The organism is Providencia sp. PROV188, assembly GCF_027595165.1.
GTDB lineage: Bacteria > Pseudomonadota > Gammaproteobacteria > Enterobacterales > Enterobacteriaceae > Providencia > Providencia lanzhouensis.
Window position 1 is genome coordinate 2494748 of sequence record NZ_CP097291.1, and the last position, 19966, is coordinate 2514713.

Consider the following 19966-nt stretch of genomic DNA (forward strand, 5'->3'; position numbering starts at 1 on the left):
TAACGTTCCTGCAAGGTAACGCGCTCACAAGGTAAATAGTAATGAACAAAGCGGCTCGTTTAGGATTACAGTCTCTATTCCTATTATTTACCTACTCACTGATTTGGGTGGGATTATGGATCATCGGCTTTTACCTTAGCCAAAATAGCTTCCAAGCCACCCTATTTCTACCACAAGCCTTACGCCTCACCTTGATGATCTTATTATGGCGACGCTACTGGCCAACTGTTTTACTCGCTGAAGGCCTGCTGACTTACTGGCTTGCGCAAGAACAATTACTCACTCAACCTATTTTGCTGTTATCCCCAATATTGAGCCTGCTGGTTGCGATGGTTATCCAAAATATTTGGTGGCGATATACACTTTATTGGCAACGACTTATTTTGTTATTGGCAGGCGTCGCCGCCAACAGCATACTCAATGCCTTGCTGTTTGGGCTGTTATCTCAATATTCCATTAGCCAATTATTCTTAACGACATTTACGGGCGGAATACTCCTCTCCCCCTTTGTTTATCTTATCTATGAATACTTACACGAACAGCACTATCATATGCTGCTCGACTACGGAACCACAGATAAGCAATTACGTACTTCATTGATTATTTGGTGTTTTCTCTTCTGCCTCGTCGGCTTAAGTGCCCAAATTTTCTTTGCCCCAGAAATTGAGCAACTGATTGTTTTATTAGTTTTTATTCCCAACATCTTCATGGCATACCGTTATGGCTGGCAAGGCGGCGTGTTATCCGCATTACTAGGAAGCTTAATCATCACCTTCGCAAGACAGTTCCAAGGTGCCTTTGATGATCTCCAAGAGCTACAGCTCTTTTTAAGCTCTCAAGCCCTGATTGGTATTGGATTAGGTATCGCTATCAGCCGCCAAAAGCAACTCTCAAGTAACTTACAACGCTACCGCCAGCGATTAGAAGAAGAGCTTCACGCCCGCCGAGACTTAATGCGCCAATTAGTGCACACCGAAGAAGATGTGAAGAAAGATATCGCCCGTGAACTTCATGATGAGATTGGACAAAATATTACCGCGATCCAAATCCAATCGATGCTGGTGAAGAAAACCGCGGCTAACGATTTAAGCTATAACGCCGCTAGCCAAATCAACGAATTGGCACTACAGATCCACCAAGCCACCCGCCATCTATTGCGCCAATTACGTCCGCCCGTGCTCGATGAAATGTCCCTCGAAAACGCACTCACCCATTTAATCGGTGAATTTGCTTTCAAGGAAAATAATATTCAATGTGACTTTCATTACGGATTAACTGAAACTCCAGCCAATGAAACGGTGTTATTCACCCTTTACCGTTTGGTTCAAGAGCTACTGAACAATATCAGTAAGCACGCCAAAGCCACAAAAATCCACATCTCGCTAAATCAACAAGGTGACTCGATACAGCTAATTGTTGATGATAATGGTGTGGGCATTCCTTTTAGCAAACGCACATCAGGCTTTGGTTTGCGTGGAATTGAGGAGCGAGTCAGAGCCTTAGGTGGCGACTGGACGCTAACAACCCAAAGTGGTACCAAAATAATTGTTAACTTGCCCACATTTTGAAATGAAATAGTGAAAAACTAGGAATAATTCTTAGCCTCCTAATACCTTATCTCATCCTTTTATTTAAAAACTTCATTACATTCTGCCAAACGGGAGAAACACAATCATGACGGGTACAAGCAAACTGGATCTGGATAACAATTACCGTTTCTGGCGTCGCCGCCTGATGTTTTCCATGATCATCGGTTATGCCGCTTTTTACCTTACCCGTAAAAGCTTTAATTTTGTGATGCCCGTTATGCAGGCAGAACTGTTTTTAGACAAAAGTGATATTGGTTGGATCGCCTCAGCATTTTACCTTGCGTATGGTCTATCCAAGTTTATATCCGGCATTTTCCATGACATTACAGGCTACCGTTGGTTTATGGGTGTTGGCCTCGTGATGACAGGGATCCTCAATATCATTTTTGCCTACTGTTTATCGTTCCCTGCACTGTTAATCGTTTGGACGTTAAACGGATTTTTCCAAGGCTGGGGTTGGCCGCCCTGTGCGCGTATTCTCACTCATTGGTACTCACGGAACGAGCGGGGCTTTTGGTGGGGACTGTGGAATATCTCCATCAATCTCGGGGGAATGGCGCTACCGCTGTTAACGGCGCTGTTGGCGACCCATTACAGTTGGCAAATAGCGCTGATCGTTCCGGGAATTATTGGGGTTATTTTAGGATTATGGCTATGTCGCCAGCTTCGGGGTACGCCCAAAGAAGAACATTTACCCACCGTGGGGCAGTGGCGACATGATGCATTAGAGTTACGCCAAGAGCAGCTTTCTCCCCCGCAATCCATGTGGGTGATTTTAAAACAAACTATTGTGTTTAACCCAATGATTTGGCTGCTCGGTTTCACCTACATTTTGGTTTATCTCATCCGTATTGGGATAAACGATTGGGGAAATTTATGGCTAACCGAAACACACGGAAGCAATTTATTAAGCGCTAATGCCACGTTAGCGCTGTTTGAATTAGGTGGCTTATTAGGTGCATTGTGCGCAGGTTGGGGTTCCGACCTCCTGTTTCGAGGACAACGCGCACCGATGATTTTGCTGTTTTCCTTAGGTCTATTCGTTTCTGTGAATGCCCTATGGTTAATTCCAATTCATCACTACGGGCTATTAGCTGCATGCTTCTTAGCCAACGGTTTCTTTGTATTTGGACCACAGATGTTAGTCGGTCTAGCTGCTACAGAATATTGTCATAAAAAGGCAGCTGGAACGGTAACGGGTTATCTTGGATTGTACGCTTATCTAGGGGCTGCAATCGCAGGATGGCCGCTCTCTCAAGTGATTGCCAATTATGGTTGGTCAGGGATGTTTACCTTACTCGCCAGTGCAGCTGCTTTGATGGGGCTACTACTGATGCCTCTTTTAATTGCCAATGTCAGTAAAAGAGAGCATTTAGCCGGTGCAGTTTCACCGACACATAATAATAGTTAATCCGAAAACGTGAATAAAGGACTGACAATGAAACTTAAGACTCTCTCTACACTTGTTGCAGCAGGTTTATCCCTTGCCGCTATTACGACCACTGCAAACGCAGCTGGCCGTTTAGTGGTTTACTGTAGTGCCACCAACGCGATGTGTGAAGCGGAAACGCAAGCATTCGCCAAGAAATACGACGTTAAAACCACGTTCGTTCGCAACGGTTCAGGCAGTACTTTAGCAAAAATCGAAGCTGAAAAACGTAACCCACAAGCAGACGTTTGGTATGGCGGAACCTTAGATCCACATTCACAAGCCGGTGAAATGGATCTGCTAGAGCCGTACAAATCCCCTAACCTGTCTCAAATCATGCCGCAATTCCAAGATCCAGCTAAACGCAAAGGTAACTACTCTTCTGCGGTTTATATCGGTATCTTAGGTTTTGGTGTGAATAAAGATCGTTTAAAAGAGAAAGGATTACCAATTCCTACTTGCTGGAAAGATCTGACTAAGCCTGAATATAAAGGCGAAATTCAAATCGCAGATCCACAAAGTTCAGGCACTGCTTACACTGCGTTGGCAACCTTTGACCAACTTTGGGGTAACGAGCAAGCTTTTGATTACCTGAAAAAACTGAACTCTAACATCTCCCAATACACCAAATCAGGTATTGCCCCAGCACGTAACGCGGCTCGCGGCGAATCTGCTATCGGTATCGGCTTCCTGCATGACTACTCTTTGGAAGTTGAAAATGGTGCACCATTGGAGTTAATCGCGCCATGTGAAGGGACAGGCTATGAAATCGGCGGGATCAGTATTCTGAAAAACGCACGTAACATGGACAACGCAAAACTATTCGTGGATTTCGTTCTGTCTAAAGAAGCCCAAGAGCTGAGCTGGAAACAAGGTCAGTCTTACCAAATCCTGACCAACACCACCGCAGAGTCTTCTCCACTGTCTCTGAAACTCAAAGACTTAAACTTAATCAACTACGATATGGATAAATACGGTGACGCTGAAGTCCGTAAGAATCTGATCAACAAGTGGGTTACTGAAGTTAAAATGAGTAAATAAGATGTTGGGTGCGGCGCCTGTCGCCGCACTTTACCTGATTGACTCACGTATGACTCGCGAACTTCGCGATTTAGTGTATTAGCTACTTACTATAAAAAATGATGCCAAATAAAAGAGTGTCTGCGCTACGCAGACGGCTCCAGCCTGGCTCACTCATTAGAACGATAATATTAATTAAGTTTAAAATTATTTTCGTTATAAATCATAAGATTAAACCAATGGTTAATTAACTCAATAATAATAAACTTAGGGGAAAAACAATGCCTCAGACCTTAACCCTAACAGCCTCGAAGAAAAAGGACAGTATCTTCCTTTGGATTCTGATAGCTTGGCTGGGCTTCGCTCTGCTACCCTCATGGAGCCTCGACTACGGCTTATTCGACTCAACGCAAGATGAGATCTTAGCTGCCTATGGCTGGAGCAGTGTCAATATTAGTTGGCTATGGTATTTATTGCCTTCTATTTTACTGTTAAGACCAATCACGCCAGCCGATCGTAATCAAAAAACCCGTCACTATCTTGATATCGCGGTTGCCGCCATCACGGCAATTCTCGTGATTATTACTGCTTATTTAGAGGGTAAGGGATTAGGCTATTCCGCCATCACCTTATTTATCGCCCTTGGTATGATAATGACCCACGCCTTGACTCGTTTAGAGTGGCTGGGTGGCGACCAATTTGTTATTGGCTCCCTTATCACCGTCGTCGCACTGATTACACTATTTATCATCTTTCCCAGTGTGGCAATTTTTATTCCAATGTTTACTGACGGGAACGGAGATTTTGCACCATTTGCATTTGTGGCTATTTTAACCCAGTCGCATATTGTTCAGGTCATCATCAACTCCATATTCCTCTCACTAGCAGTCGGTGTTGGGTGTACCTTCTTTGGTTTAATCCTGGCGATTTACACTACTCGAATTGCTAAGCGCTCCGCTATTATTGGTCGCGTATTCTCGATTTTACCGATTGTGACCCCGCCGTTTGTTGTCGGTTTAGGCGTCACCTTAATGATGGGTCGCTCAGGCTATATTACTGAGTTTTTAGCTACCTATATGGGGCTAGAAAATACTAACTGGTTATACGGCTTTACCGGTATTTGGTTAGCACAAGTTCTCGCGTTCACCCCGATGTCCTTTATGATCCTTGATGGTGCGATTAAAACTATCCATCCATCACTGGAAGAAGCGTCATACACCTTGCGCGCTAACCGCTACCAGACATTCTTCAACGTGTTTATGCCACTGTTGAAACCGGCACTGGCGAACGCCTTTTTAATCGTGATTGTACAATCCCTTGCCGACTTCAGTAACCCATTAGTATTAGGGGGTAACTTCGACGTTCTGGCGACACAAATCTATTTCTATATCACCGGTTCCCAGCTTGATTACCAAGCGGCCAGTACGTTAGGCGCTTCCTTACTTGTCTTCTCATTGCTGGTTTTCTGTGTGCAATACATGTGGATTGGTAAACGTTCCTACGTCACCGTTTCCGGTAAGTCATACCGTGGCGATGTTCAACCGCTGCCAGTTTCTCTTGTTGCAACGGTGACAACAATTCTCGGTATTTGGGTCGCGTTTAACGTCTTACTGTACGGCAGCATCTTCTACGGAAGCTTCACGGTGAACTGGGGTGTGGACTACACCTTAACACTGGACAACTTTATCAAACTGTTTGGTCAAGGTTTTGATGATGGTGCATGGCCGTCACTGTTAGACACCCTGTTATATGCGGGTATCGCTGCGCCAATCACCGCGATTTTAGGTCTGCTTATCGCGTATATAGTGGTTCGCCAAGATTTCCGTGGAAAGAAAACCATCGAATTTTCCACCATGTTGTGCTTTGCCGTACCGGGTACTGTGGCTGGGGTTTCTTACATCCTCGCCTTTAACGATACACCGTTCTATTTAACGGGTACTGCAGCGATTGTGATTATCTCCATGACCATGCGTAACGTACCAGTCGGTATTCGTGCGGGTATCGCAGGATTGGGGCAAATTGACAAATCGTTAGATGAGGCTTCCCTCAGCTTACGTGCAGGTTCAATGCGGACAATTTTCCATATCCTGCTGCCATTATTACGCCCTGCGATTTTATCTGCGCTGATCTACAGCTTTGTCCGTGCGATCACCACCGTAAGCGCCATTGTATTCTTGGTAACACCAGACACCCGCGTTGCGACAGCGTATATCTTGAACCGTGTTGAAGATGGTGAATACGGTGTGGCGATTGCTTACGGTTCTATTCTGATCGTGGTCATGCTCGCGATTATCTTCTTATTTGACTATTTAATTGGCGAAGCCCGTGTTTCACGTTCCAAAGCCAAAAATGCACAGTAATCATGGAGTCACTGACATGACACAGAAAAGTTTCGTTGAATTAAAAAATATAACTAAGCGCTTTGGCGACAATACGGTCATTGACGATTTAAGCCTTTCCATCCCACAAGGGAGTATGGTCACCCTATTAGGGCCATCTGGCTGCGGTAAAACCACCGTACTGCGCTTAGTCGCTGGTTTAGAAAAACCTACTGAAGGGCGTATGTTTATCGATGGCGAAGATGTCACCGACCGCTCTATTCAACAGCGCGATATTTGTATGGTATTCCAATCCTATGCCCTCTTCCCGCATATGTCGTTAGGGGATAACGTGGGATATGGATTGAAAATGCTTGGCTTGCCAAAGGCTGAAATAAAAAAACGTGTAGAAGAAGCGCTGGAACTGGTGGACTTAGCGGGCTTTGCAGACCGTTTCGTTGACCAAATTTCCGGTGGACAGCAGCAGCGTGTTGCACTAGCACGTGCCTTGATTTTAAAACCAAAGGTACTGTTATTTGATGAGCCATTAAGTAACTTGGATGCTAACTTACGCCGTAGCATGCGTGAAAAAATCCGTGAACTGCAACAGCAATTTAATATTACCTCACTGTACGTGACCCACGACCAGAGCGAAGCTTTTGCGGTTTCGGATATGGTTCTGGTAATGAACAAAGGTAAAATCATGCAGTTAGGTTCACCTCAAGAACTGTACCGCCAACCTGCTTCCAAGTTTATGGCGAGCTTTATGGGTGATGCGAACATTTTCCCTGCTACACTCAGCAGCGATTCCGTGGATATCTTTAATTACCGTTTACCGCGCCCTGCGCTGTTTTCAACAGATAAAACTCAAGTCACTGTCGGTGTTCGCCCTGAAGCCATCACATTAAGTAAACAAGGCGAAGATAGCCAACGCTGTACCATCACTCATGTGGCTTATATGGGACCGCAATATGAGGTCACGGTAGATTGGCACGGCCAATCAATGCTATTACAGATCAATGCGACTCAATTGCAACCGTCTGTGGGTGAAGATCTTTACCTGCAAATCCACCCATACGGGATGTTTATTTTAGAATAATATTCTCTGTTTTAGATGCATCTTAACCGCCCGATTGGGCGGTTTTTTTTATGGATAACAGATAAAAAAAACACCCTATAAATCAGGAGATCTATAGGGTGTTTAGTTTTTAGCGCTAAATTAAAACAGACGTTTTAATCTCAGCCTAATTGCTTACGTGCATTACGGAAAATGCGCATCCATGGGCTATCTTCACCCCAGTTTTCTGGGTGCCAAGAGTTGCTTACCGTACGGAAGACACGCTCAGGGTGCGGCATCATAATCGTCGCGCGACCATCCGTTGATGTCACTGCCGTAATCCCATTCACAGAACCATTCGGGTTCGCTGGGTATTGCTCAGTCACTTGACCGTAATTGTTCACAAAACGCATTGCCACCAGCGCGTTATTTTCTAACTGCGTTAAATGAGTTGGCGCACGAGTTTCTACTTGGCCTTCACCGTGAGAAACCGCAATCGGCATACGTGATCCCGCCATATCTTGCAGCAGTAATGATGGGCTATTTGCAATTTCAACTAAGCTGAAGCGTGCTTCAAAACGCTCTGAACGGTTACGTACAAAACGTGGCCAATATTCAGCGCCAGGGATCAAGTCATGCAAGTTAGACATCATCTGGCAACCATTACATACACCTAATGATAAGGTGTCTGGACGATTGAAGAAGGTAGCAAACTCATCACGAACACGGTTATTGAACAGAATGGACTTCGCCCAACCTTCACCAGCGCCTAATACGTCACCGTATGAGAAACCACCGCATGCCACTAGTGCTTGGAACTGCTCCAGAGACAAGTTGCCCGCCAGTAAATCACTCATGTGGACGTCGATAGCATCAAAGCCTGCACGATCCCATGCCGCTGCCATTTCAACGTGGGAGTTAACCCCTTGCTCGCGCAGCACTGCCACTTTAGGACGAACACCCGATGCGATATACGGAGCAGCAATATCCTCTGCGATATCGTAAGTCAGCTTCACATTCAGACCTGGGTCTTGATTGTCTTTCTTCGCGTCATGCTCTTGATCTGCGCACTCTTCGTTATCACGTAAGCGCTGCATCTGCCATGTAGTTTCAGCCCAGCACTCACGTAGAGCACTACGAGAACCATTGTAAACGACAGTATCACGGCTATTAATAATCACCGCATCGTCATGAGTTGCAGAACCAAGATAGTGAACACAGCCTGCCAAGCCAGCATCGGCAAAACACTGCTCTACATATTGGCGATCGGCGCCTTGGATTTGGATCACTGCGCCCAGCTCTTCATTAAACAGTGCCGCTAAGGTGTCTTCATCAAATGAACTGATATCCACGTTAATACCGCAATGACCCGCAAATGCCATTTCCACTAACGTGACAAACAGCCCGCCATCAGAACGGTCATGGTAAGCCAGTAGTTTTTGCTCAGATAACAGTTTTTGGATGGTATTAAAGAAGCCTAACAACAGCGCTGGGTCACGAACATCTGGCGCTTTATTACCTAATTGACGGTAAACTTGCGCCAATGCAGAGCCACCAAGCGCATTGTGACCTTGACCAAGGTCGATTAATAACAAGCCGTTATCTACCGTAGTTTTCAGCTCTGGCGTCACCGTTAAACGAACATCTTCAACACGACCAAATGCACTAATAATCAACGATAATGGCGACGTCATTTCACGCTCTTCACCATTTTGCTGCCAGCGAGTCTTCATTGACATTGAGTCTTTACCCACTGGGATTGTCAGACCTAATGCCGGACACAATTCTTCACCGACTGCTTTAACTGCTTCGTACAGACCTGCGTCTTCCCCTGGGTGACCCGCCGCAGACATCCAGTTAGCAGATAGCTTCACGCGCTTAAGGTCTTGTACATAAGAGCATGCTAAGTTGGTTAGTGCTTCACCCACTGCCATACGCGCAGAAGCGGCAAAATCCAATAATGCCACAGGCGTTCTTTCGCCAATAGACATTGATTCACCATAATAGCTATCCAAACTTGCGGTTGTCACCGCGCAGTCAGCGACTGGGATTTGCCATGGACCAACCATTTGGTCACGAGCAACCATTCCCGTCACAGTGCGGTCACCAATAGTGATTAAGAAGGTTTTTTCTGCCACAGCCGGTAAATGCAGAACACGCTTAACAGCTTCAGTTAAATCGATGGCGGTTCTATCCAGCGATTCAGGCTCGGCTTTCAGTGTTGTCACATCACGCAACATTTTCGGCGTTTTGCCCAACAATACATCCAGTGGCATGTCAATTGGTTGGTTATCAAAATGCTCATCATTAAGGGTTAAATGACGCTCTTCCGTTGCTTCACCGATCACAGCAAACGGCGCGCGTTCACGCTGACAAATTTCAGTGAATAATGCCAGTTGTTCTGGAGCAACCGCCATCACATAGCGCTCTTGGGATTCGTTACACCACACTTCCAGTGGGCTCATTCCTGGTTCATCATTAAGAATTTTACGCAGTTCAAAACGACCACCACGACCGCCATCGCTCACCAGTTCAGGCATTGCGTTGGATAATCCCCCCGCACCAACATCATGGATAAACAGAATTGGGTTTTTATCACCTAGCTGCCAGCATTTGTCGATCACTTCTTGGCAACGACGCTCCATTTCGGCGTTATCACGTTGAACAGAAGCAAAATCAAGATCCGCCGCAGATTGACCGGATGTCATGGATGATGCAGCTCCGCCTCCTAGACCGATATTCATCGAAGGGCCACCCAAAACGATGAGCTTAGCGCCAACGGTAATTTCACCTTTTTGAACGTGATCCGCACGGATGTTACCAATACCACCCGCTAACATAATTGGCTTATGGTAACCACGTAATTCTTCACCATTGTGGCTATTCACTTTCTCTTCATAGGTACGGAAATAACCTAATAATGCGGGACGCCCAAATTCGTTGTTAAATGCCGCCCCGCCTAAAGGACCTTCCGTCATAATATCGAGTGCAGTCACAATACGTTCAGGCTTGCCGAAATCTTCTTCCCAAGGTTGTTCAAAACCCGGAATACGTAAGTTTGAAACGGAGAAGCCCACTAAACCTGCTTTTGGTTTTGCACCGCGACCTGTTGCGCCTTCATCACGAATTTCACCACCAGAACCAGTTGCAGCCCCCGGCCATGGAGAGATTGCCGTTGGGTGGTTGTGGGTTTCCACTTTCATCAAAATATGTGCATCTTCTTGATGATAACGATAAGTACGTCCATCTGGCTCAGGGAAGAAACGACCTACTGAGGAACCTTCCATTACTGCCGCATTATCTTTATAAGCAGACAAGACGTGATCTGGCGTTTTTTCAAAGGTGTTTTTGATCATTTTAAACAGGGATTTTGGCTGTGTTTCCCCGTCAATAATCCAATCCGCATTGAAAATTTTATGGCGGCAATGTTCTGAGTTTGCTTGCGCAAACATATATAGCTCAACATCCGTTGGGTTACGTTTTAACCCTGTGAATGCCTCTAATAGATAATCAATTTCATCGTCAGCTAACGCTAAGCCCATCTCTTTGTTAGCTGTGTCTAGTGCTTGGCGTCCGCCAGCGATGATATCAATCACTTTCATTGGGGCAGGCTGTTGCTGAATAAATAGTGCCTCAGCTTGTTCAAAAGAGGCAAAGACCGTTTCCATCATTCGGTCATGTAACAGGCTGATAACCAAATCCCACTGCTCGCTTGTCAGTGAATCGGCTTGAATATAGTAGGCAACGCCGCGTTCAATACGTTTAACCTGTGTTAGGCCACAGTTATGTGCGATATCCGTTGCTTTAGAAGACCAAGGAGAGATAGTTCCTGGGCGTGGGGTGACTAAAATCAGTTTTCCAAATGGCTCATGCTCTGCCAGAGAAGGACCATATTTTAATAAACTACTCAGTTTACCTTGCTCACTGCCACTTAATGGGGCTGATAGCTCAGCAAAATGCATATATTCAGCATAGATATCCGTTACTGGGAGCTGTTTTTCAGCAAACAGCGCCAAAAGGCGGGTAATACGAAATGCTGATAGTGCCGGTGAGCCACGCAAAATTTCCATAGTCTTAAATTCTCTCTTTTAAACGCCAGCCCTGATCACGAAAGCAGGGAAACCGGAGTCCATTATAGAGCAATGTTCATCAATACGAAACCGTTTGCGTGACTAAAAATAGAGCGATTAGTTAAATATTAATATGTGCTAAATACGATAATATTAGTTGCACCGATCATCATTGTTAGAGCAAAATACGAAACCACTGGATTTATAACCATGATTAAACAGTTTTTATTAAGCGCACAACACCAGTTCCTGCACGAGAAATAATTATTTGAATAACCTAAAAGTTAACTATTTTATTATCGTGGTCATCGCTTTACTTGCCACCATGATCATTGGCTTCAATGTCCGATGGTCTAATACGCAAAACACCCAAGTCGACAAAATTATCTCTCGGGGTGAGTTACGTATTAGCGCAGTAAGTTCACCACTCATTTATATTGATGAGCAGCGTCAGCTACGTGGCTTTGACTACGAGCTTGCTCAAGGCTTTGCCACGTACCTAGGTATTAAACTCAAAATTATTATTCGTCCGACTATTGAACAGATTTTCGAAGATCTTGATAACGACGATGCCGACATCGCTGTGGCGGGACTGCTGTATAATAAAGACCGTTTGGAAACCATGAAAACGGGTCCAAGCTATTTGAGTGTTACTCAGCAATTGGTTTACCGTAAAGGTACTACGCGCCCAAAAACCTTTAATGACCTGAAAGGGAAATTAATGGTTATCGCGGGGAGCACTCATGCAAGCACGTTAAAAGCACTTTCAGCGCAATATCCTAATCTTAAGTGGGAAGAAAGCAGCAACTATACACCAAGTCAATTATTAGAAATGGTGGCCGAAGGTGAAATTGATTACACCCTTGAAGATTCTATTGCGGTCTCTTTGCAGCAACGTATTCATCCTAAAGTCGCCGTGGCATTTGATTTGCGCGATGACCATGCCATTACATGGTATTTAAGCCGCCAACATGACAACAGCCTAGATGCCGCCCTGCTCGATTTTTTTAATCTCAGCAATCAGAACGATCTTCTTGCTCGCTTGATTGAAAAGCATTTCAGCCATGTGGAATCCTTCGATTATTTCGATACCATAACGTTTATTAGCGCCATAAATAATAAACTGCCGGATTATCAACCTCTCTTTGAGAAATATGCTGAGACCGTTGAGAGCATCGATTGGAAATTACTTGCTGCAATAGCTTGGCAAGAATCTCACTGGAATCCTCTTGCAACCTCACCGACTGGCGTTCGTGGGATCATGATGCTCACCAAACCAACGGCTGCAACTATGGGAATTGAAGACAGGTTAGATCCAGAGGGGAGCATTAAAGGTGGGGCTGCGTATTTAGCCTATATTATGAAACGCTTACCCGATTCTATCGCTGAAGATGATCGCATTTGGTTTACCCTTGCTGCCTATAATATGGGTTATGGGCATATGCTGGATGTGCGAAAACTAACGCAAAGACTTGGCGGTAATCCTGACCGCTGGCTTGATGTTAAAGCAAATTTACCCTTGCTAACTCAGCAAAAATATTATTCCCAACTCACTTATGGTTATGCCCGAGGACACGAAGCTTATCGCTATGTAGAAAATATTCGTCGCTATCATCAAAGCTTAGTGGGTTATTTGCAAAGTCAGGAGAAAAAGCAGAAAACACTCGAAATTGCCAAGAAATCTCACGTTTACGTTGTAGTGCCAAATGAGAACTCGCCGCTTTCCTCTTATGTGATGCCTGATGTGGTGTCAGCAAAAGTGGATATCACGCCCAAAGCGTCAGCAAATCTCGGTGTGTTTAATGCCAAGGAAAATACTCGTGCACCAAACGACTCTCTAGGGAAATATATTTTGGCAAAACCAACACGTTCGAGTTCCACCGATAATAACGTAGCCCTACAAAAGGAAACATCAATTGAAGACTAGCTTTCGGGATTTTGAGCCTGCTTTTCTTGACGTCTCTGCTCTTTAATTTGTGCTCTGCGCATTCTAAAAAAATCGCTGAGCATGGATGAGCAAGTTTCTTCAAGCACACCACTCGTCACTTCAACATAGTGGTTTAAACCTGGCTGCGACATGATATTAATGAAGGAGCCACATGCCCCCGTTTTAAAATCGTTCGCGCCGTACACCACTCGACCGATGCGGCTATGGATCATCGCCCCTGCACACATAATGCAAGGTTCTAAAGTGACATACAGCGTTGTGTCTAATAAACGGTAATTCTGTAGTGCGGTGCCCGCTTTTTGTAAGGTAATAATTTCGGCATGGGCGGTAGGGTCGTGATTTTCAATGGAGTGGTTCCAGCCTTCTGCTACTAGTTGGTTATCTTTGACCAGTAACGCACCGACAGGAATTTCCCCTGCATCTTGAGCTTTTTTTGCTAGCTCAAGAGCTTGAGCCATCCAATACTCGTCGATTTCTAATTGCGTCACTCTAGCCTCTCATTCATCCACACTCGAAAAGTTGATTATTACGAAATGTTAAAGTGACTGCAAATTGAATCTGATATTAATCAACAACTAATTACTAAAAATGGCAAGTTTTGCTGCGAACCCCATAAAGAATGCACCGACAGTGCAATTTCCCAATTTCGCCAAAATCTGCTTTTCCCGTAAAAAGCGCGCTATCAAGTAGCCACTGAATATCAATAAGCTTAGATACAAGAAGCTAACCGTCTCTAAGATAACCGCTAATACCATGTACGGCACCCAAGCATGGCTATAATTGAAGTCGATAAATTGAATAAAGAACGAGATATAGAACAAAATTGCTTTCGGATTCGTTAAGCTAAGTACCAACGCGCGAGTGAAGTAATTTTCTTTTCTTACTTCAATCTGCTCAACCCCTGCTGATAACGATTTTTTCTGCCAAAAAGTTGCATATAAGATTTTGCCCCCTAAGTACAAAAGATAAGCTGCCCCTAAGTATCTTACGATGGTAAACAGCGTTGGAGAGGCTTTGATCACCGAGGCAACACCAATGAATGAAAGAAAAATCAGTATTGCATCGCCAGTGAAAACACCGATTGCAGCGCGATATCCCGCTTTAGTCCCATGTGAAGTACTTGATTTTAATACATACAGTGAGTTCGGACCAGGAACAATGATGATAAGCACCAATCCCGCTAAGTAAGTCCAAAAATTCAATACCCCTAGATTTTCAAACATGACTACTTCCTAATTGTTTTTTCTTATTACTATCACAGTTGCGATCCATTGTGAATATTCTACTTTTATTAATTTTTAAATCATTTGAATATATAAAACGAACTAATAATTAACATTATTTTTAAAATCTCTCTCATTAAATATGATTAACCCGCACTTAAGTTTTCATAGTTTAAATAAGAGGAATAAACATGGCTTTTATTAGAAGAACCGTGCAATCAAGTATCTTTGAAGAGTTTTACCCAACAACGCTTGCATTCAGCGCTGCTAAGAAAAATTACTTCTTAGGGCATTCAAAAGATAAATCCTACATGATCTATAACATGACAGATGCCGGCAAAATTGAACCTACCGTTGTCGTACAAAAAGGTAAATTAAAAACCTATCTGCAAAATATTCAAGCTTTCTACGATCCAACACAGAACAAACAGTATCTGTACGGTTATAATCTCGATGAGAAAGTTATCGATGTTTATCAAATCGCTGATAATGCCAGCATCGTGCTAATGTATTCTGAGGAGTTCAACGTTGAAGACTCTATAAAATCAGCGACCTTCTTCATCATTAATGGTGTACTGTGCTTCTATACGCAATCTGATAAAACTAAGAGCTGGTATATCTATAACTTAATTAATTATTAATTTAATATTTGCTATTAATTGCTTTCTTCCATAAGAGCTTAATTTAAGCTCTTATTCTATTTTTATAAATAGAGCCTTTTTATATTATTAATTCGACTTTATTTGCAAACTACCCACTTTAAATAATACTTAGAACTTTCAATTATTCTGCTTGTTTATCACTGTTTTTTAGTTGGTCATCTCCGTTCACTCGCACATAATTCAGTGTCTAATTGATTTACTTCAGTGTAAAATGACGTTCGAAGACGTATACTACTGGTTTAAATCTGATATAACTAATTGAAATGGCACTATTAATTACTAAAAAATGCATTAACTGCGATATGTGTGAACCTGAATGTCCAAATGATGCGATCTTCATGGGGGCGGAAATCTATGAAATAGATTCAAACCTGTGTACTGAATGCGTTGGGCACTATGATAAACCCACTTGCCAATCAGTTTGCCCTATCACTAATACAATTATTACAGATCCTGAACATATTGAATCCCAGGAACAGCTTTGGGATAAATTTGTCATGATCCATCACGCCGATAAAATCTAATTTCATAAAGATGCTGAACAGACTTGTTGAAACGACGATGGTTGAACTCTGCGTTATTTAGCTTTGTTTTACTAAAAACCCATCCGTTGAAGTGCTCTTTCATTAAAAGACTTTTTCATTGAGCTACTATTTCATTGAAACATTGCCGACTGCAGATAAGCCGGCAATGAATAATGACTACAGACTTTCAATAATCACCGTTGCAGCCGCATAGTGTCGTTCATCAGTAATTGAAACATGAAAATGCGTGGCTTTTAAGCTATTGGCTAATTTTAACGCTTCACCGCTCAGTGACAGTAATGGCTTGCCTAGCTCATCGTTTGTGACTTCAAACTGATTGAAAGCCAAACCATTACGGATCCCCGTACCTAATGCCTTAGCCGCCGCTTCTTTCACTGCAAATCGCTTAGCAAGAAAACGCGCAGGCTTAGTTTGTTGCTGGTATTGCGCATATTCATGCTCTGTTAAAATACGCTTCGCTAAGCTATCTGCGGAGCGCTCGATAACAGATTCAATACGCGTAATCTCAACAATATCTGTACCTAAACCTACAATAGCCATTATTTACGTGCTTCTGTGAGTAAGTTTTTCATGTCAGACACTGCTTGAGCTAAACCGCTAAACAGTGCACGCCCAATAATCGCGTGACCGATATTCAGCTCATAAATTTCAGGCAGCGCTGCGATACGTTGAACATTATGGTAAGTCAGTCCATGCCCCGCATTCACTTTAATACCTTTACCTGCAGCATAACTTACGCCATCACGAATACGGCGGAACTCAAGCTCTTGCTCTTGTTCAGTTTTGGCATCCGCATATGCGCCTGTGTGAATTTCAATAAATGGCGCTCCACACTCTTGAGCAGCATCAATTTGTTCATGATCCGCATCGATAAATAAAGAAACTAAAATACCTGCTTCGGCCAGCCGTTTTACTGCGGATGCGACTTTTTGTTTTTGCCCTGCGACATCAAGTCCGCCTTCAGTGGTCACTTCCTCGCGCTTTTCAGGAACCAAACAGCAATAAGTCGGCTTAATACGACAAGCAATGTCAATCATCTCATTTGTGACTGCCATTTCAAGGTTCATACGCGTTTGAATGGTTTGGTTGAGCAGTTCAACGTCTCTATCGGTAATATGACGGCGATCTTCACGTAAGTGGATAGTGATCCCGTCGGCTCCAGCTTGCTCAGCAACAAATGCCGCTTGAACAGGGTCAGGATATTGTGTTCCTCTTGCATTTCTAACAGTTGCAATGTGGTCAATGTTAACGCCCAATAACAGCTCAGCCATGTTTAACTCCCTATGAATAAACAGTCACTTATTTCTTGTCTGCCATATCCTACTGCAATTTATGGAATTGGGGGAAAAAATATCTCTTTCTTCCTTACTGATTCCAAACTAATAATAATATTTCATCAATTACATTCATTTTTTGGGAAGCGCCTCGAAGAAAGTAAATAGCGCAAAAAAATTTGTCTCGCTCACCTTCCGTTTTATGGTTACAACAGTTTGGATGACAGCCATTTGCAATTACAACAGATAAAAATAGCGCCATAAAACAAAATCGAATAATTTCTATGACTTAGTCATGTTCTGAGAAGGGGTAGTAAATTGCCTGAAAAGTTCACGGCTTTTAAGAGGTTTACCACCTAGGTAAGGTTTTAGTGCCATGCGGGTAAACCGTTTAGCAGCTTTTAAGGTGTCGGCATCTGGGAATTCTCGGTCGGCTAACGCTCTTAATTGCTTACCCGTGAACGTGAGTTGGTCAACAACTAGGCTGCCGATAAACCCTTTTTCTTCACGGTAACGGTAGGTCATGGTGTCTGAAACTGGCTCACCACTGCCCGCACAATGTAAAAAATCTACGTCATAACCGAGATAAGACAGCAAAGCGAGCTCGAACTGGCGTAACGCAGATTCAGGCGTGCGTTCACTCCCTGCTAAAACTTGCAAACAATTGAGGTAATCAAAAAATAGAGATGAATAAGGTGTACCGAACTCAATAACCCGAGCGGTAAGTTCATTAAGGTATAAACCGCTATATAAAACAGTGCCACTGAGAGGGAGAGCAAGAGAGACAGGGTCAGCATTGATAAGAGTTTTGATTTCACCTTTGCCACTCCAACGGATCAACAAAGGTGTAAAAGGCTGTAAACAGCCTCTTAATGGTGAGCGGTTGCGTCTCGCACCCTTTGCTAGCAAACGAATTTTACCTTCCCCTTCCGTGAAAAAGTCAATTAATAGACTTGTTTCACTGTAAGGACGGGAATGGAGCACAAACGCGCGTTGCCAACCACTCACGGTGTCACCGATTATTTTAAATCGTCAACATAGCCCAGACTGCGCAGTGCTCTTTCGTCATCTGCCCAACCGGATTTAACTTTAACCCAAAGCTCTAAGTGAACTTTCGTTTCAAACAGGCGTTCCATATCAATACGAGCTTCTGTACCAATGGTTTTCAGCTTGCTACCTTTATTACCGATAACCATTTTTTTCTGGCCTTCACGCTCAACTAAAATCAGACCGTTGATATGGTAGCCGCCTTTATCCATCTCTTTAAACTGTTCAATTTCAACAGTCACAGAGTACGGTAACTCATCACCTAAGAAACGCATCAGTTTTTCACGGATAATTTCAGAAGCCATAAAACGCTGAGAGCGGTCTGTAATATAGTCTTCAGGGAAGTGGTGAATAGCTTCAGGGATATGCTGTTTCACAATCTTCGCGATGGTATCAACACCAGTGCCTTTTTCTGCACTGATTGGTACGACATCCAAGAAATTCATTTTTTGGCTGATCATACCGATGTGTGGCAGTAAGCTGGTTTTATCCACCACATTATCAATTTTGTTGATCGCCAAAATAACTGGGCAACGTAAGCTAGATAGCTTGTTCAGCACCATTTCATCATCTGGTGTCCAGTGGGTACCTTCAACCACAAAAATAACCAATTCAACATCGCCAATAGAGCTAGATGCTGCGCGGTTCATCAAACGGTTAATCGCTCTTTTTTCTTCGATGTGAAGACCAGGGGTATCGACATAGATAATTTGGTAATTATCTTCTGTGTGGATCCCCATAATACGGTGGCGAGTTGTCTGAGGCTTTCTCGATGTGATCGAGACTTTTTGCCCCAGTAACTGGTTTAACAGTGTTGATTTCCCAACATTTGGTCGTCCAACTATGGCAACAAAACCACAGTGGGATTGTAATTCACTCATTCAATCTCCAAGATTTTCAATGCTTGTTCTGCTGCGGCTTGCTCCGCTTTACGACGGCTTGAACCTATGCCGTTAATCGGCTCTTCAATGCCGCTCACTTGGCAATGGATCGTAAATTCTTGATCATGAGCTTCACCTTTCACATGTACCACTAAATAGTTCGGCAGTGGAAGATGACGTCCTTGCAGATATTCTTGTAGCCGCGTTTTCGGGTCTTTTTGTTTATCACCCGGACTAATTTCATCCAATCTTACTTTGTACCATGCCAGAATGATCTCTTCGATAGTTTGAATATTACTGTCGAGGAAAATCCCACCAATTAAGGCTTCAACGGTATCAGCTAAGATTGATTCTCGGCGGAAACCGCCACTTTTTAATTCACCCGGGCCTAAACGTAAACATTCACCGAGTTCAAATTCACGGGCAATTTCAGCCAGTGTATTTCCACGCACTAACGTTGCGCGCATACGGCTCATATCACCTTCATCCACCTTAGGAAAACGATGATAGAGATCGTTAGCAATCACAAAACTGAGAATTGAATCACCCAAAAATTCCAGTCTTTCATTATGTTTGCTGCTAGCACTTCTATGAGTTAATGCCTGAATTAATAAATCATTTTGCTGGAATGTATATCCCAGCTTACGCTGTAATTTTTCTAACAAAGAGGGGTTCATGTGCGCCCAACCATTCTACGTTTAATAAAAAAGCACACGCAACAGACCTGTAAAATCAGCTATTTTACAAAACTGTTGCGTTTGCACTGACTTCCGTCGACCATCACTCGTAAGCAATTGATATTCGAAAAATAACTTTTATGAATTATCGGAATTTAACGAGGATAGTTAATAATTAGGAAGTCAATAATGTTTAAAACAACATTATTGTACACTGGGTAAAATA

Annotated in this window: 16 protein-coding genes; 8 read left to right on the top strand and 8 right to left on the bottom strand. The window is 43.4% G+C overall.

Annotated features, from left to right (window positions below; genetic code table 11):
• Window positions 1–41: 41 nt before the first annotated feature.
• From M5X66_RS11425 to fbpC, 5 genes are all read left to right on the top strand, one after another.
• A complete protein-coding gene (locus M5X66_RS11425; protein WP_036949459.1) occupies window positions 42–1568 on the top strand; it encodes an MASE1 domain-containing sensor histidine kinase in 1527 nt (508 codons plus the stop codon).
• A 106-nt stretch (window positions 1569–1674) separates the two neighbouring features.
• Window positions 1675–3000 (top strand): MFS transporter family glucose-6-phosphate receptor UhpC, encoded by a 1326-nt coding sequence (uhpC, locus tag M5X66_RS11430; RefSeq protein ID WP_036949457.1) that lies wholly within the window; start codon window positions 1675–1677, stop codon window positions 2998–3000.
• A 27-nt stretch (window positions 3001–3027) separates the two neighbouring features.
• Window positions 3028–4059 (top strand): ABC transporter substrate-binding protein, encoded by a 1032-nt coding sequence (locus tag M5X66_RS11435; RefSeq protein WP_036949455.1) that lies wholly within the window; start codon window positions 3028–3030, stop codon window positions 4057–4059.
• Window positions 4060–4319: 260 nt separating this feature from the next.
• Complete coding sequence (locus M5X66_RS11440; protein ID WP_154600231.1) at window positions 4320–6398, top strand: ABC transporter permease; 2079 nt, start codon at window positions 4320–4322, stop codon at window positions 6396–6398.
• Between the two features lie 16 nt (window positions 6399–6414).
• Window positions 6415–7455: a ferric ABC transporter ATP-binding protein gene (fbpC, locus tag M5X66_RS11445; protein WP_108478530.1), complete on the top strand. Its 1041-nt coding sequence runs from the start codon at window positions 6415–6417 to the stop codon at window positions 7453–7455.
• Between the two features lie 140 nt (window positions 7456–7595).
• Here fbpC and purL read toward each other — a convergent pair whose 3' ends face one another.
• Window positions 7596–11483, bottom strand: coding sequence for a phosphoribosylformylglycinamidine synthase (gene purL / locus M5X66_RS11450; protein WP_154600232.1), 3888 nt, complete (start codon window positions 11481–11483; stop codon window positions 7596–7598).
• A 268-nt stretch (window positions 11484–11751) separates the two neighbouring features.
• On the opposite strand from purL, the gene mltF reads away from it, so the two are divergent.
• Window positions 11752–13410: a membrane-bound lytic murein transglycosylase MltF gene (gene mltF, locus M5X66_RS11455; protein WP_036949448.1), complete on the top strand. Its 1659-nt coding sequence runs from the start codon at window positions 11752–11754 to the stop codon at window positions 13408–13410.
• Here the strand turns inward: mltF and tadA are convergent.
• Together tadA and leuE are read right to left on the bottom strand one after the other, a co-directional pair.
• Window positions 13407–13919 carry a tRNA adenosine(34) deaminase TadA gene (gene tadA, locus M5X66_RS11460; protein WP_036949447.1) on the bottom strand — a complete coding sequence of 171 codons (513 nt, stop codon included), beginning with the start codon at window positions 13917–13919 and terminating at the stop codon, window positions 13407–13409. The genes mltF and tadA overlap by 4 nt on opposite strands.
• An 87-nt stretch (window positions 13920–14006) precedes the next feature.
• Window positions 14007–14654, bottom strand: a complete 648-nt coding sequence (gene leuE, locus M5X66_RS11465; protein WP_270103538.1) for a leucine efflux protein LeuE — start codon at window positions 14652–14654, stop codon at window positions 14007–14009.
• A 191-nt stretch (window positions 14655–14845) separates the two neighbouring features.
• Here leuE and M5X66_RS11470 point away from each other — a divergent pair, with 191 nt between their 5' ends.
• On the top strand, window positions 14846–15295 hold the full coding sequence (locus M5X66_RS11470) for an XRE family transcriptional regulator (RefSeq protein ID WP_108478528.1): 450 nt from the start codon (window positions 14846–14848) through the stop codon (window positions 15293–15295).
• A 284-nt stretch (window positions 15296–15579) separates the two neighbouring features.
• Window positions 15580–15840 carry a YfhL family 4Fe-4S dicluster ferredoxin gene (locus M5X66_RS11475; protein WP_006661288.1) on the top strand — a complete coding sequence of 87 codons (261 nt, stop codon included), beginning with the start codon at window positions 15580–15582 and terminating at the stop codon, window positions 15838–15840.
• Window positions 15841–16017: 177 nt separating this feature from the next.
• Here the strand turns inward: M5X66_RS11475 and acpS are convergent, their stop codons facing one another.
• The 5 genes from acpS to rnc all read right to left on the bottom strand — a co-directional run bounded on the left by acpS (window position 16018) and on the right by rnc (window position 19740).
• Window positions 16018–16401 (bottom strand): holo-ACP synthase, encoded by a 384-nt coding sequence (gene acpS / locus M5X66_RS11480; protein WP_036949441.1) that lies wholly within the window; start codon window positions 16399–16401, stop codon window positions 16018–16020.
• Window positions 16401–17132, bottom strand: coding sequence for a pyridoxine 5'-phosphate synthase (gene pdxJ / locus M5X66_RS11485; RefSeq protein WP_270103539.1), 732 nt, complete (start codon window positions 17130–17132; stop codon window positions 16401–16403). The genes acpS and pdxJ overlap by 1 nt, the downstream gene beginning before the upstream one ends.
• Before the next feature lie 285 nt (window positions 17133–17417).
• Window positions 17418–18143, bottom strand: a complete 726-nt coding sequence (recO, locus tag M5X66_RS11490; protein WP_270103540.1) for a DNA repair protein RecO — start codon at window positions 18141–18143, stop codon at window positions 17418–17420.
• Window positions 18144–18154: 11 nt separating this feature from the next.
• A complete protein-coding gene (gene era / locus M5X66_RS11495) occupies window positions 18155–19063 on the bottom strand; it encodes a GTPase Era (RefSeq protein WP_036949437.1) in 909 nt (302 codons plus the stop codon).
• Complete coding sequence (rnc, locus tag M5X66_RS11500) at window positions 19060–19740, bottom strand: ribonuclease III (protein ID WP_036949435.1); 681 nt, start codon at window positions 19738–19740, stop codon at window positions 19060–19062. The genes era and rnc overlap by 4 nt, the downstream gene beginning before the upstream one ends.
• Between the last annotated feature and the right edge of the window lie 226 nt (window positions 19741–19966).

Coding starts and splice junctions, on each gene's coding strand:
- M5X66_RS11475 (WP_006661288.1), top strand. CDS start 15,580: ATGGCACTATTAATTACTAAAAAATGCATTAACTGCGATATGTGTGAA.
- M5X66_RS11425 (WP_036949459.1), top strand. CDS start 42: ATGAACAAAGCGGCTCGTTTAGGATTACAGTCTCTATTCCTATTATTT.
- M5X66_RS11440 (WP_154600231.1), top strand. CDS start 4,320: ATGCCTCAGACCTTAACCCTAACAGCCTCGAAGAAAAAGGACAGTATC.
- leuE (WP_270103538.1), bottom strand. CDS start 14,654: ATGTTTGAAAATCTAGGGGTATTGAATTTTTGGACTTACTTAGCGGGA.
- uhpC (WP_036949457.1), top strand. CDS start 1,675: ATGACGGGTACAAGCAAACTGGATCTGGATAACAATTACCGTTTCTGG.
- acpS (WP_036949441.1), bottom strand. CDS start 16,401: ATGGCTATTGTAGGTTTAGGTACAGATATTGTTGAGATTACGCGTATT.
- era (WP_036949437.1), bottom strand. CDS start 19,063: ATGAGTGAATTACAATCCCACTGTGGTTTTGTTGCCATAGTTGGACGA.
- pdxJ (WP_270103539.1), bottom strand. CDS start 17,132: ATGGCTGAGCTGTTATTGGGCGTTAACATTGACCACATTGCAACTGTT.
- M5X66_RS11435 (WP_036949455.1), top strand. CDS start 3,028: ATGAAACTTAAGACTCTCTCTACACTTGTTGCAGCAGGTTTATCCCTT.
- purL (WP_154600232.1), bottom strand. CDS start 11,483: ATGGAAATTTTGCGTGGCTCACCGGCACTATCAGCATTTCGTATTACC.
- rnc (WP_036949435.1), bottom strand. CDS start 19,740: ATGAACCCCTCTTTGTTAGAAAAATTACAGCGTAAGCTGGGATATACA.
- M5X66_RS11470 (WP_108478528.1), top strand. CDS start 14,846: ATGGCTTTTATTAGAAGAACCGTGCAATCAAGTATCTTTGAAGAGTTT.
- fbpC (WP_108478530.1), top strand. CDS start 6,415: ATGACACAGAAAAGTTTCGTTGAATTAAAAAATATAACTAAGCGCTTT.